A 13491-nucleotide genomic window follows, 5' to 3' on the forward strand; every position below is an offset into this window, starting at 1 on the left:
AACAGAAACGCAACACCACGTTGGGGTTGCTTTGACGTTAGTTGACCGGACTTTTCAGCGCCGAAGGGGAAATATCCTCCAATAAGTCAAGCAGCGCCAAAGCCATTCTAACGGGCCATAGCGGAAGTGTTCCAGCCAGGGCTTGGACCAAAGCAGCATCAGAGCCCAAACTGCCAGAACAAAGCCGAACAGCTCGACCCTCCCGAACTGGCCAAACAGTCCCAGCCCCCAGCCGTTGAATATTGGAACAAGGAGAAGCGATGTTCCCAGATAGTTGGAGAACGCCATTCGCCCTGCGGCTACCAGGCGAGCGCCCAGCGCTCCCCCGACGGCGCGCGGTGCCCACTGCGCAAGCAGAGCCGCCAGGCCCAGGATAACGGCCAGCCGGGGCAGCGGCGATGCGCCGACGAAAACCAGCAGGGTCAGCATGAACGGGAAGTCCGCGCGATACGCCCACAGGCCAAGTGCCAGCGTCGCCGCGCTGCCCGCGATCAGTCCGGCCCAGCCCCACTTGCGCATCGCACCAGCATTCATGCCGCCGCTGAACAGCCCCATCTCGAACAGGGCCATTCCCATCAACGCCAGCGGAACAGTCTCCATGAATGAGAAGAACAGGCTTTGCCCTAACGTCTGCCCGGCCTTGTCGACCGTCATATGCCTTGCGACATCAAAGAAGCTTCCGTCGCGATAAAGGGCGATGGTTTCAGCGTTCTTTGCCAAGGTTCGCTCTCCGGCCCCAAGGATTTCCTTGCGCTGTTCTGGCTTGAGCTTGGCAGCGATCTCAGGATTGACCGAAGCGGCATAGCTGCCGCCCATCTGCGCACCAAAAGCCAGACTGCCCAGCATGTACAGAACCAGTCCTGTGATCAGTTTCGTACGCGGCTGCCATTTCATCGCGGCCAGAAGGATGATACCGCTGATTGCATAGCCGTGCAGAATATCCCCGTGCCACAGCAGCAGCAGATGCAGCAGGCCGAACAACAGTAGCCATCCCAATCGCCGCGCTTGCAGCCAGCGCGTGGCCCCTCGCGCCCAGGCGCGCTCCATGAACAGCATCATCCCTGCGCCAAACAGGAGCGTAAACAGGCCGCGCATCTTGCCGTCGACCAGGATGTACTGGATCAGCCAGAACAGCTTGTCGATCGATGTCGGGCCTTCTGCCAGGGCAGGGGGCCATATATAGGCCATCATTGTCTGACCAAATGCGGCGATATTGGCAAAGACAATGCCAAGCACAGCGATACCGCGGATGAAGTCAAGTGAAACCAGGCGCTCGGCCTGAGTTACTGGCATGTCATCACAACCGTCTACCGACTTCTCTGACATCTCATTCCCCCCGGGGCCCGATCATGGCGGGCTGTCTTACCTATGTATGACAGCTGGCGCTTAAAGCAAGCGTCACCAGCGGAAGCTTGATCACTTGCTAGTGGGGAGACAGCTTGTTCCAGCCAATGCAAGCGAGGCGCACGCCGTCTTGGCTGCGGCCTGATTGGCAAAACCGCCAGCCTGCAGCTTTAAAACAGCGCCAGATCGTACATTGATGCGAGGATGCCCTGCCAGTTCGGGTCGTCCTTTGATCCTGTTCCACAATGCGTCGGCATTCGCACTTATGCCGAAGGCGCCTAGCTGGACGCGCCAACCACCGGCTTGTGAAGGTCCTGCAGGCATCGTGGGACCTGGAGCGCCGACGCTTGAAACGGCTGGCTTTGCCAATACCGGTTTGACTGCTGGCTGTTCAGAAGGCCGAGACAATGCGGGCTGGACAGTAGCAACCGACGCAGATTTCACGGCAGGGCGCGCATAGTCGGCGCCGGCGGTGGCCGGACTTTCTGTACCTGCTATGCGCCGCGCTGTGGTTACCGCGTCGTCGGCACTGGCGATGGTAACGGGACGCGGCGTCGGCTGTGCAATAACGCCAACCGGCACAGACGCACCTAAATCGGCGGCCGCCAGCTGCCGGGCGCGGGTCGCCTGGGCCTGCGCATCGATATCAACTGCCAGTTGAACTGCCTGCTGGCGTTGCTCAAGCGGTATGAAAGTATCCATCTGCTTCAGCGCCGAAGTAGCAGGTCCGATGCCTTGTTGCTGGGCCAGGCTGACCAGCGCATAGGCGCGCGGCCAGTCCTTGGCGATCAGCGTCCCGTTGAAATGTGCCACGCCCAGCAAATATTGCGCGCGCGGTTCACCGCGTGCCGCTGCGGCGATGACATAGGGCATGGCTCGGGCCTGTTCGCCGCGTTGGAAGATCAGCAACCCGTAATTGTCGGCAGCTTGCAGATGTCCCAGCGATGCCGCGCGGCCATAGTAGGATTCGGCTTGGCGCAGGTCTGCCGGTACGCCTTTGCCCAGTCGATAGGCTTGGCCCAGATTGTATAGTGCGTCAGCGTCTCCGCGCTCCGCTTCTATGTGCCATTCGCGCAAAGCGGCCGAAAAATCGCCGCGACTCCATGCATCGACCCCGGCTTTGGTATCAGCCCTGACAGGGACTGAAAGAATCAGTGCGGCAGCAAAACCGCTCAATGCAACACCAGAACTTCGCTTCATCAAAAAATCCTGCACTTGCGCACGGATGTTAATCGATCCCTGCCGCGCGCTTGCACCTTCCCAGCTTCAAGCCGCGCCCCTACTGGGTAAAGTTGCATAGTGAACGCCGTGTTAGCAAAAGGAATCTGCGCAGTTGCGGCCAAATAGGGTCATTTCCGACACCGCGCCATTAACTCAAAATTAGGAACGTTCTGCGATCCCCCTGTGCAAGTCCAATTGGGTTTGCTGCTTTTTTAGGGGGATTTGGCTTTGCGCGTTTTGGCATTGGCATCACAGAAGGGGGGTTCAGGCAAGACGACCTTGTCGGGGCACCTCGCTGTGCAGGCCCAGCGCGCAGGCGCTGGCCCGGTAGTCTTGATTGACATCGACCCGCAAGGATCGCTCGCCGATTGGTGGAATGAGCGTGAGGACGAGTTTCCCGCATTCGCACAGACCACTGTGGCGCGTCTGGCGGCTGACCTTGCGGTTTTGCGTCAGCAGGGCTTTAAACTTGCCGTCATCGATACTCCGCCAGCGATCACCATGGCGATCCAGTCGGTGATTTCGGTAGCGGAACTGATTGTCGTGCCGACCCGTCCAAGCCCGCACGACTTGCGCGCTGTGGGTGCAACGGTCGATTTGTGCGAGCGCGCAGGCAAGCCTCTCATTTTTGTTGTCAATGCGGCGACGCCGAAAGCCAAAATCACGTCTGAAGCAGCCGTGGCGCTGTCGCAACATGGCACGGTCGCACCAATCACGCTTCACCACCGCACTGACTTTGCCGCGTCGATGATCGATGGCCGCACGGTCATGGAAGTCGATCCTAATGGTCGTTCTGCCGCCGAAGTAACGGCACTTTGGAACTACATTTCCGATCGGCTCGAAAAGAATTTCCGCCGCACCGTATTTGCAGCGCCAACCAGCGTCACTTCGATTCAGGGCGTACACCGCCCAACCGGAGGCTTTGGCCGCCGCGTTGCCGGTTCGTAACGGCAGCATAGCGGAATGTCAGACACAAAGCCCTTCGCTTCGCTCAGCCCCACCCTGCTTGCCCGCAAAGGCGGCGCCAAGCCGGCCATGCGTCCCCAGCTGGGTATCTTGCAGCACGATGCGCTTGCCCGCCAGGTCGAAGATCTGGGCTGGAACGACATGGGCGATGACGTGGGCGAACCCTACGCCGAAGGCGCCGAGGTTGTCAGCATCGCCCCTGAAGGCAGTTCGCGCCAGCGCAGCGTCGCCCGGCGGATCGCCGCCGCTCGCAACTCGGCCTTGGCCGATGGCCGCCGAGCCGCTTTCACCTTGCGGGTCGATGCCGAACGCCACCTTAAACTGCGCCTGGCCTGCACGCTCAAGGGGCGCAGTGCGCAGCAGTTGGTGACCGACGCCATTGACCGCTTCTTCGATGAATTACCCGATGTGTCGGCGCTTGCTGCACAAATAGCTGCAAAACCGCACAATTCCTGAGACTGCAAAAGGGGGGAACACCCATGACCATCAACCGCATCAGCCGTAAAGCCAAGATACTTGGCCTTCCGCTTGGGATCGCCGGCGTTGCCGCCGCGGCTTTGCTTGCCAGCGGGACGATGAGCACAACTGCCGTTGCCAAATCATCCCCTGACGAAACCATGGCGGAAGCGACCAGGCTGCTCGCAAAGGGCAAAGCGGAAAAGGCTATCGAGCTGGCGGAAGCTGCCGTCGCTGCAAATCCGCGCGAACCGTCGTATCGCTCGGTGCTGGGTCAGGCCTATTTCAAAGCAGGTCGGTTCAATTCGGCTGCGACCACATACAACGATGCTATGAAGCTTGGCGACAACAGCGCCCGGACCGCGCTTGCGCTCGCTCTAGCCAGCGTGGCCGCCGGACGGAACCGTGATGCGGTGGCGATCCTAGATGATTGGCGCGATGCCATCCCTGGTACTGACCTGGGCTTGGCGATGGCACTGGCTGGAGAGCCTGGCCGCGGTGTTGCGATCTTAGCTGATCAGTTGCGCGCTGGAGATGCTTCGGCAAAGCTTCGTCAGAACCTGGCGTATGCCTATGCTTTGGACGGACGCTGGCGCGAAGCGCGGCTAATGGCTGCGCAGGACGTTCCAGCAGATCAGCTTGACCGCCGCCTGAGCGATTGGGCCGCGACCGCGCAGCCTGAGGCGGCCAAAGCGCGTGTCGCTGCGTTGATTCATGCCCCGCTGCGGGACGATCCGGGCCAACCCACCATGCTGGCGCTGGGCGGCAGCCCGGCGCAAGAACAGCTAGCTTCCGAAACCGGCGCAATCGCGACTGTGGCCGCCAACGGCGAACTTCCAGCGGTAGGTGCAGTGCCGGCACAGGCTCAGCCTGCTGCCCCCAGTGTGGCCCAGGATGCAGCTTCGTTGGCGCAGTACGCGCCAGTTGATGCACCCACGCAGGCGGCAGTTGAGCCTGCAGTTGCAACGCCGCAGAAGGCTTTCGCAGCTGCCTTTACCTCCGAGCCGGTTACTCAGGTCGCTTCTGCACCAGTGGTAGCCGAAGCAGCAACGCTCGCTGTTCGCCCTTCACGCGTGGCGGCTTCAGTCAAAACGTTGCACCGTCCGGGACTTCGGCCGCGGACATCTTTGAACATTGCTAAGGGTAGCCATGCCGTACAGCTTGGCAGCTTCTCCAGCGCACAGGGAGCCCGCCGGGCTTGGGGTATTTTTGCCGCCAAAAACCCGGAACTGCGTAGATTTAAGATGCAGATTACCCAGGCCACTGTTTTCGGTAAGCAGTTCTGGCGTGTTGCTGCAGCAGGCTTTGACAAAGGCGGTGCTTCGGGTCTGTGCACTGCTGTCAAGACCCGCGGCGGGGTGTGCTTTGCTTATGCCACCAACCGTTTCGGGCCAGCCGGCAAAAACCTTGCTGCACCGGTTCTGGCCGTTGCCAAGAAACCAGCACAGCAGATCAGGGTTGCTTCTGCTGCCCCGATCCGCGGCGCAGCCGGGCCGGCCACTGCCCGTCGCTAGAGTTTTAGCATAAAAAACAAAAACAGCGGATCGCACCTATGAACCCTCTCCCGCCTCCACGGGGGAGGGTTCTTCGTTTCATCCCACCTTTACGCCGCCTTTAAACAGCGCGGTGCAGCGGCCCTGCACCCCTTGCTTGTCAAACGGCGTGTTGCCGGCGCTGGCTGCCATCTTGTCCGAATCGACGATCCAAGGGCGATCGGGATCGATCAGCGCGATGTCAGCCTGGAGGCCAATTTGCAGCGTCCCTGCGTCAACCCCCAGCAGCCGTGCTGGATTGGCGGCTAACAGTTCAAAAGCACGGGCCAGATCGATCAAGCCATCGCGTACCAGAGCCAGGGTTAGAGCTAGGAGCGTCTCGGCCCCGGCCATGCCAGGTTCGGCATCGGCAAAGGGCAGGCGCTTGTCTTCTGGCCCGCGCGGGTCGTGGCCCGATGCGATCACGTCAATCGTTCCGTCGCCGATCGCGACACGTACCGCTTCACGGTCTTGCTCGCAGCGCAGCGGAGGTGCGAAGCGGGCAAAAGTGCGAAAATCACCGATCGCGGTCGTCGAAAGCATAAAGTGTGCCGGCGTAACGCCCGCAGTTATGGGAAGGCCGCGTGCTTTGGCCCTGCGAATTAGATCGAGTCCACGCGCGGTTGTAACTTGGCGCACGTGCATGCGCGCGCCGGTCATTTCGGCCAGCTGAAGATCGCGCGCAACTGCAACGGCTTCTGCTTCGGCTGGTGCAGCGGAAAGGCCCAGACGGGTTGCCATTTCCCCTGCCGTGGCCACAGCGTGGCCGGCTAGGCCTGCGTCTTCTGCATGGGTCACCACTACCAGGTCGAGCATGGCGCAATAAGACAACAAGCGGTGCATTGTCCCACTGTCCCCGATCCAGCCGCGGCCAGTTGACACGGCGCGTGCGCCGGCGTCTCTCATCAATGCCAGTTCGGCCAGATCGCTGCCGGCAAGCCCCTTGGTCGCAGCTGCGAGCGGATGCACCCACAAGTCAGGCTTGCCGGATTGCGCGGCAAACCGAATTGTCGAGGGGGTGTCCAAAATTACTGTTTGATCGGGCATCAGGGCGGCACGGGTGATACCACCAAAGTGAAATGCCTCCTTGTCGATCGCGAACACACCCAGATCAACCAGTCCCGGGGCGATCAACGCGCCCTTGGCGTCGATCACTTGGTCGCCATCCTGTGGTGCAACGTCCTCGCCTTCGGCAACAATGCGGCCTCCTTCGCAGCGGATGGCACCCGGCTGCGGCGCCCTGCCTGGTTGCACGATCTGCCCGCCTGTGATGGTCAGCGCAGCAGACGGCTTCATGTCCAGCCCTCCACCTTTCGGCTGCGCCGGGTCAAGACGTCCAGACAGGCCATGCGGATCGCTACACCCATTTCCACCTGGGTAGTGATTGCCGATCGTCCGGCCAGATCAGCGACGTTGCTGTCAATTTCTATACCTCGATTCATCGGGCCTGGGTGCATTACCAGGGCATCAGGCTTGGCTTTGGCCAGCCTTTCCAAAGTCAAGCCGTACAGGTGGCGGTACTCCTGGGGGGACGGAATGAACTGCCCGCTCATCCGTTCTTGCTGAAGCCGCAACATCATGACCACATCAGCTCCGTCCAAGGCCTGATCAAAGTGATTGAAGGGAGTGACCTTCATCAAGTGGATATCAACCGGCATGAGTGCGGGCGGCGCACATACTCGCACGTCGGCGCCCAGCGTCGTCAGGCAGTGGATGTTGGACCGGGCTACCCGGCTGTGCAGGATATCACCGCAAATTGTAACGGTCAGAGCGCCGAAATCGCCTTTTGCCTTTCGAATGGTCAAGGCATCCAGCAGCCCCTGTGTTGGGTGTTCGTGTTGTCCGTCTCCGGCGTTTAGAACCGGGCAATCGACTTTGTCTGCAATCAGCTGCACTGCGCCGCTCGATTGATGGCGTATGACCATGGCATCGGCATGCATCGCGTTCAGGGTCATCGCCGTGTCGATCAGCGTTTCGCCCTTTTTGACGCTAGACTGCGCGACTTGCATGTTGACCACATCGGCCCCCAGCCGCTTGCCTGCTATTTCGAAGCTGAGCAGCGTGCGGGTCGAGTTTTCGAAGAAAGCGTTGATAATTGTCAGCCCAGCCAGGCGGTCGCTGCGTTTCTGCGGTTGACGGTTAAGGTCGACCCATTGCTCTGCCTCGTCCAGCAAGAACAGTATTTCCCACGGGGCCAGGCCCGCAAGTCCGGTCAGGTCGCGGTGCGGGAAGGCGGCGGAACCCGCTGGATAGCGGCCCGACGACGTTTGGTTCGCAGATGTCATTGAAGACAGCGTCCTAGCTATGGAATCCCGGCGGCTCAAGCACCATCGCCGTTGGGCGGTGGACAAAGCGCATCCGTCGACAGGTACTGGCCTTTGAAGGGCGCGCTGCTAAGGCTGCAGACCGTAGGCACTGATCAAGGAATCTGCATGCAATTTGCCCGCAAGGTCTGGCATCTGCTCGTCGCTATCAAAGACGGGCTGGTCCTCTTCTTCATGCTGCTGTTCTTTGCGGCACTTTACGCCGTTTTGACTACCCGGCCAAGCACCGGACTCGTCCGTGAAGGAGCCTTGCTGGTTAAACTGGATGGCTCCTTGGTCGAAGAACCGGCACAGGTTGATCCGCTCGACCTGCTGCTTTCCCAAGCACAGCCACAGCGAGAACACCGCACCCGTGATGTCGCGCGTGCGATCCGCACTGCGGCCACTGATGACAAAATCAAAGCCGTTGTGCTTGATCTGTCCAAGTTTTCGGGCGGCGGGCTTGTTCATATGCAAGAAATCGGCGCGGCAATGGATGCTGTGCGTGCGGCCAAAAAGCCAGTCCTGACCTATTCGGCAGGCTATATCGATGATGGCGTTATGTTGGCCGCCCACGCAACCGAAGCGTGGGTTGATCCGATGGGCGGCGCTTTCGTCATGGGTCCGGGCGGCACCAATCTTTATTTCGGCCCGCTGCTGGAACGATTGAAGATCACGCCGCACGTGTACAAAGTCGGCACGTACAAGGATTTCGTCGAACCTTACATCCGCGATAGTGCATCTGAACCTTCGCGTGAGGCACGTCGCGCGTTGTACGCGGCTGTCTGGGAAGACTGGAAGGCTGATGTCGTCAAGGCTAGGCCCAGGGCGGATATCGCCAAAGTGACAAGCGATCCGGTTGGCTGGATAAAGGCAGCGAGCGGCAATGCAGCCGAGGCAGCTAAGGCCGCCGGGCTTGTTGATCAAATCGGTGACAAAGTTGCATTCGGCGAACGAGTTAAAGCATTAGTCGGAGCCGATCCTGCTACGAAGCAGCCGGGCAGTTATGCTCACACCGCTGTTTCGGCTCTGCTAGCTGCTCATCCCGAGAGCAGGGCCGGCAAGGCGGTGGCGGTGGTCACGGTGGCTGGAGCGATAGTCGATGGCAAAGCCGGTCCTGGCACGGCTGGCGGCGACCGGATTGCCCGCCTAATCGACGAAGCCAACGCTGATAATGCTCCTGCCTTGGTTCTAAGGGTCGATTCACCTGGCGGGTCGGTCATGGCGTCAGAAACAATCCGCGCTGCGGTGGAACGGTTCAAATCTAACAAGCGCCCTGTGGTCGTTTCCATGGCCAATGTTGCGGCCAGCGGCGGGTATTGGGTGTCCACCCCGGCAGACCGTATTTTCGCAGAGCCCGGTACAATCACAGGATCGATAGGCATTTTTGCGCTGATCCCGAGCTTTGAAAAGACCCTGGCTCAGTACGGTGTAAAAGGCGATGGAGTGCGCACTACACCCTTATCGGGTCAGCCTGATGTGCTGAGCGGTTTTACACCTGAAGTCGACGCGATGATCCAATCGAGCATTGAGAACGGCTATGCCCGCTTCGTTGGCTTGGTCGCCAAATCGCGCGGAAAATCCGCTGAACAGATCGACGCGATTGCTCAAGGCCGGGTTTGGGATGGCGGTACCGCGCGACAAAACGGGCTTGTGGATCAATTTGGCGGCTTGGACGAAGCTGCGGCCTACGCTGCACAGGCAGCTAAACTGGGCGATAACTGGCACCCTCAATTCTACGGCCGCAAGGACAACCGCTATACCAGTTTGTTGGAACGGCTCGGTGGGGACGATGAAGACAGCGACGCCGATGAAACGGCCTCAGGCGACTTGCCCGGATTGATGGCTGCTCGCCAGGAACGGCAGCTTGCCCAGTCCTTATCTGCGATGCGCTGGATGGTCGGCAACCGCGGTGCGCAAGCGTATTGCCTGGAATGTCCGGAAGTTCCGGCCACGATCACACCGCTGGGGACTCAACTAGGCTGGTTTGCCCGGCTGGCATTGATGCTTGGGCTTTAAATCTCGTCAGGCACCTGGCCTGGCCGGTTAATGTCGGGTTCGGTAGTGGGCGTTTCCATCGGCTGGGATGGCGGTGCTTCGGGTACGGGATTTTGCCCTGGACTTTCCGGCGGACTTTGCGGTTCGATTGTATCGGGCCGGGTTGGCGGCTGGGTAGCCATAGTGTGTCTCCTCTCGTCAATGTAACAGGTGGGCGCTATGACTGTTCCCCACAAGGCTTTGCGCGCTTGCCCTTTGCGTTTGGGGCCACTAAGGGCCACCGCTTGATTCAAGGCTTCGTCGGCTGCGGGCGTGGCGGAATTGGTAGACGCGCTGGTTTTAGGTACCAGTATCGTAAGATGTGGGGGTTCGAGTCCCTTCGCCCGCACCAGTTCTCCATGCAAGCAACCCGGCAAGCAGGATGCAGTTCGAGAAGGCCTTTATTGTCATGCAGATTGTCGAGAACACCAACGAAGGTTTGAAGCGCGCTTATACCGTGACGATCACGGCGAAGGATATTGCAGCCAAGATCGATGGCGAAGTAGCCAAGATTGCCCCTCAAATCCGCATGCCGGGTTTCCGTCCGGGCAAGGTGCCGGCAAATCTGGTAAAGAAAATGCACGGTCCCTCGCTGCATCAGGAAGCGCTCAACACGTCGGTTCGCGAAGCGATCGACAAGGTGGTCGCCGACAACCAGCTTCGTCCCGCCATGCAGCCGCAAATCGATCTTGCCGAAGGGTATGAGGAAGGCAAGGACGCCGCATTGACTGTCAGCCTCGAAGTGCTGCCTGCGATCGCCGCGCCAAGCCTTGACGGACTGAAGCTAGACAGGCTGGTTGTGCCAGTTAGCGACGCTGAAGTTGATGAGCAGGTTGCCAAGCTGGCAGCCGGAGCAAAAAGCTTCACTGACGCCAAGAAAGGCAAGAAGGCCGAAACTGGGGATCAGGTGATCATCGATTTCGTGGGGAAGCTAAACGGCGTCGAGTTCGAAGGCGGCTCGGCCCAGGACACCGCGCTGGAACTGGGCGCGGGCCGCTTTATCCCGGGCTTTGAAGAGCAGCTGGTCGGCTCGAAGGAAGGCGAAGCCAAAACCATCACTGTAACGTTTCCGGCCGATTACCCGGCAGAGAACCTGAAGGGTCAGGACGCGACGTTTGACATTACCGTCAAGGCCGTGAAAGTCGCCGGGGAAACCAATCTGGACGATGAGTTTGCCAAAACTCTAGGCCTCACAGATCTGGAACAGCTGAAGGGTCTTTTGCGCGGTCAGCTGGAACAGGAAACGGCCGGACTGACCCGCACACAGATGAAGCGTGCGCTGCTTGATCAGTTGGCCGCCGGGCACGATTTCGACGTTCCACCCAGCATGGTTGAGGCCGAGTTTGGCCAAATCTGGCAGCAGCTGACCCAGGAAGCGCAGAACGAGGAAGACCCTGCGGCTGCGCTAAAGGAAATCGAAGATGAGAAGGACGAATACCGCAGCATCGCTGTGCGCCGCGTCCGCCTTGGCTTGCTGCTGTCGGAAATTGGCCAAGCCAACAATGTCGAGGTCAGCCAACAGGAAATGCAGATGCTGATGGCCCAGGCGGCTCAGCAGTACCGGCAGGAAGATCGCCAGCGGTTTTACGAATATGTCCAACAGGACCCGATGGCCGCGGCCCAGCTGCGCGCGCCGCTGTACGAAGACAAAGTTGTCGATTTCCTGTTCGACAAGGCTGAAGTAACCGAAAAGACGGTGACCCGAGACGAATTGCAGGCCGCGATCGAAGCGGAAGAGACCGCCTCCACGAAAGATGTAAAGCCAGCCAAAAAAGCTTCCGCCAAGAAGACTCAAAAGGCTGAACCTGTTGCCAAGGCTGAAAAATCGGCCGCAAAAACGGAAGCTAAGCCCAAGCCGGAAAAGGTTTCGGCTGCAGCCGGCGATGCCCCCGTCAAGAAGGCGCCCGCCAAGAAGGCATCTTCAAAAAAATAAGTCCTGCAGTTTGGTTAAGATCTTTAGGTGCGGACCGGCGAAAGCAGGTCCGCGCCTTGTGGTCTCTTACTTATAACGAAGGTTTATTCGCCCCAACGCCGAAAGGTCGGCTTCGGGATCCGAGCTGTACGTGCGCGTTCATATGCTGCACCCGCTTCAAGCACGGCCTTATCGTGCCAACGTCCTGAAAAGATTGACAAGCCAACCGGCAATCCTTCGACCGCACCCATCGGCACGCTGAGATGCGGATATCCAGCAATCGCAGGCAGACTTCCTGCTCCAATATCCAGATAATGGTCACCCGCCACCAGGTCAGTGGGCCAGGCCGGAGGGGAGGTCGGAGCTATCAAAAGGGAAACCCGGTTGTCGGCCATTAGCTTGTCGATACCGTCTTTGCCGGCGAGCCGGAGCGAATTAGCGCGAGCCTTTCGATAAGCGGCAATATCGTCGAGCTTGACGGCTTTTTCAAAGGTTTCCTGTCCGAACCAGCGCAGTTCTTCCGCAGCATGGGCCGTGTTGAACGCAATGACATCGGCCAGGCTGCGCACTGGCGGGTCGCCTGGTAGACTTGCAAGATAGGATCCCAAGTCTTGCTTCAGTTCATAATAAAGCACCGTGCCTTCATCAGCGAACATCGAAGCGTCCTGATCATAGCTAATCTCGACCAGTTCTGCCCCGGCGCGGCGCAGATCTGCCAGCGCTTGTTCAAAGAGACGGGTGACGCCGGGGTGGGCTCCGACCTGCTTGCGCATTATGCCGATCCTCACCCCTTTTAGGGTTGCTGAGCCAAGCCCGGATGTAAAATCGGTGACGTGCCGTGCAGCATCAGCGGTGGCGCTGTCGGATGGATCCGCCCCGGCGATGGCGTTGAGAATCAACGCTGCGTCGCGAACACTGTTGGTCATCGGACCAGCAGTATCCTGACTGTGGCTGATCGGGACAATGTGCGTACGGCTCACCATTCCGACGGTAGGCTTAAATCCTACGATGCCATTGACACTGGCCGGACATGTGATCGACCCGTCAGTTTCAGTCCCTATCGCTGCCCACGCGAACCCTGCCGCGATTGCTGCGCCGCTTCCCGAGGACGACCCGCAAGGATTACGGTCAGTTGCGTGCGGGTTCTTGGTCTGCCCCCCGGTTGCGCTCCAACCCGATGAAGATGACGAAGACCGGATATTCGCCCATTCCGAGAGATTGGTCTTGCCCAGGATCACAACCCCTGCATCGCGCAGGCGCGCTACGAGCGGGGCATCGCGTCCCGTGATGTTATCCTTCAGTGCAAGGCTACCCGCCGTGGTCGCAATGGGGTCAGCGGTTTCTATGTTGTCTTTGATGAGAACCGATTTGCCGGCGAGCGGACCGCCCATTGCATGAGCCGCATCCGCGCTTCGCAGAGCTGCTGGATTAATCGCCAGCACGGCATTCAACCTTGGCCCGTTATCGTCCAGCGCGTCGATCCGGGCGAGGTATTGCGCAACCTCTCCCACTGGGGAGGCAGGATCGGTTCGAGGAACAACGGGTACCGTAGCACAGCCAACGGTCAACAGGGCGATGGCGTAAGGGGCGATCTTTCTCATGTCCAAGTTGTGCGGCACGGCTGGGCCTTAGACAAGCGTCAATGCAAAGTGAAAAAGGTCAATCGCTTCACGCGGTTGGGATGGGGTTGTGGTCACAAGCATTTGGATAAGAGCGCCGC

Annotated in this window: 11 protein-coding genes and 1 tRNA gene; 6 read left to right on the forward strand and 6 right to left on the reverse strand. The window is 59.6% G+C overall.

The window, feature by feature from the left end; genetic code table 11:
- Positions 1-54: 54 nt before the first annotated feature.
- Both Q0L62_RS00330 and Q0L62_RS00335 read right to left on the reverse strand, forming a co-directional pair.
- On the reverse strand, positions 55-1293 hold the full coding sequence (locus Q0L62_RS00330; RefSeq protein WP_296674777.1) for a DUF418 domain-containing protein: 1239 nt from the start codon (positions 1291-1293) through the stop codon (positions 55-57).
- Between the two features lie 123 nt (positions 1294-1416).
- Positions 1417-2544 (reverse strand): SPOR domain-containing protein, encoded by a 1128-nt coding sequence (locus Q0L62_RS00335; RefSeq protein ID WP_296674780.1) that lies wholly within the window; start codon positions 2542-2544, stop codon positions 1417-1419.
- Positions 2545-2793: 249 nt separating this feature from the next.
- Here Q0L62_RS00335 and Q0L62_RS00340 point away from each other — a divergent pair, with 249 nt between their 5' ends.
- Genes Q0L62_RS00340 through Q0L62_RS00350 form a run of 3 tightly spaced genes read left to right on the forward strand, consistent with a single transcriptional unit; the run spans position 2794 to position 5501 of the window.
- The gene (locus Q0L62_RS00340) at positions 2794-3513 is read left to right on the forward strand and encodes a ParA family protein (RefSeq protein ID WP_296674783.1); all 720 of its coding nucleotides are present in this window, start codon (positions 2794-2796) and stop codon (positions 3511-3513) included.
- Between the two features lie 15 nt (positions 3514-3528).
- Positions 3529-3987, forward strand: a complete 459-nt coding sequence (locus Q0L62_RS00345) for a hypothetical protein (protein WP_296674787.1) — start codon at positions 3529-3531, stop codon at positions 3985-3987.
- A 23-nt stretch (positions 3988-4010) separates the two neighbouring features.
- Complete coding sequence (locus Q0L62_RS00350; protein ID WP_296674790.1) at positions 4011-5501, forward strand: tetratricopeptide repeat protein; 1491 nt, start codon at positions 4011-4013, stop codon at positions 5499-5501.
- Between the two features lie 78 nt (positions 5502-5579).
- On the opposite strand, the gene Q0L62_RS00355 is transcribed toward Q0L62_RS00350, so the two are convergent.
- Together Q0L62_RS00355 and Q0L62_RS00360 are read right to left on the reverse strand one after the other, a co-directional pair.
- A complete protein-coding gene (locus tag Q0L62_RS00355; protein ID WP_296674791.1) occupies positions 5580-6815 on the reverse strand; it encodes a dihydroorotase family protein in 1236 nt (411 codons plus the stop codon).
- Positions 6812-7804 carry an aspartate carbamoyltransferase catalytic subunit gene (locus Q0L62_RS00360; RefSeq protein WP_296674794.1) on the reverse strand — a complete coding sequence of 331 codons (993 nt, stop codon included), beginning with the start codon at positions 7802-7804 and terminating at the stop codon, positions 6812-6814. The genes Q0L62_RS00355 and Q0L62_RS00360 overlap by 4 nt, the downstream gene beginning before the upstream one ends.
- A 213-nt stretch (positions 7805-8017) precedes the next feature.
- Here Q0L62_RS00360 and sppA point away from each other — a divergent pair, with 213 nt between their 5' ends.
- A complete protein-coding gene (gene sppA / locus Q0L62_RS00365) occupies positions 8018-9841 on the forward strand; it encodes a signal peptide peptidase SppA (protein WP_296675104.1) in 1824 nt (607 codons plus the stop codon).
- On the opposite strand, the gene Q0L62_RS00370 is transcribed toward sppA, so the two are convergent.
- Positions 9838-10002 carry a hypothetical protein gene (locus Q0L62_RS00370; protein ID WP_296674796.1) on the reverse strand — a complete coding sequence of 55 codons (165 nt, stop codon included), beginning with the start codon at positions 10000-10002 and terminating at the stop codon, positions 9838-9840. The two genes, sppA and Q0L62_RS00370, sit on opposite strands and share 4 nt — an antisense overlap.
- Before the next feature lie 124 nt (positions 10003-10126).
- Here Q0L62_RS00370 and Q0L62_RS00375 point away from each other — a divergent pair.
- Positions 10127-10211: transfer RNA gene (locus tag Q0L62_RS00375), tRNA-Leu, on the forward strand.
- 57 nt (positions 10212-10268) lie between these two features.
- On the forward strand, positions 10269-11792 hold the full coding sequence (tig, locus tag Q0L62_RS00380) for a trigger factor (RefSeq protein WP_296675107.1): 1524 nt from the start codon (positions 10269-10271) through the stop codon (positions 11790-11792).
- Between the two features lie 83 nt (positions 11793-11875).
- On the opposite strand, the gene Q0L62_RS00385 is transcribed toward tig, so the two are convergent.
- Positions 11876-13372 (reverse strand): amidase, encoded by a 1497-nt coding sequence (locus Q0L62_RS00385; RefSeq protein ID WP_296674799.1) that lies wholly within the window; start codon positions 13370-13372, stop codon positions 11876-11878.
- Between the last annotated feature and the right edge of the window lie 119 nt (positions 13373-13491).

Origin of the sequence: Novosphingobium sp. (genome assembly GCF_024642085.1) — a bacterium.
GTDB lineage: Bacteria > Pseudomonadota > Alphaproteobacteria > Sphingomonadales > Sphingomonadaceae > Novosphingobium.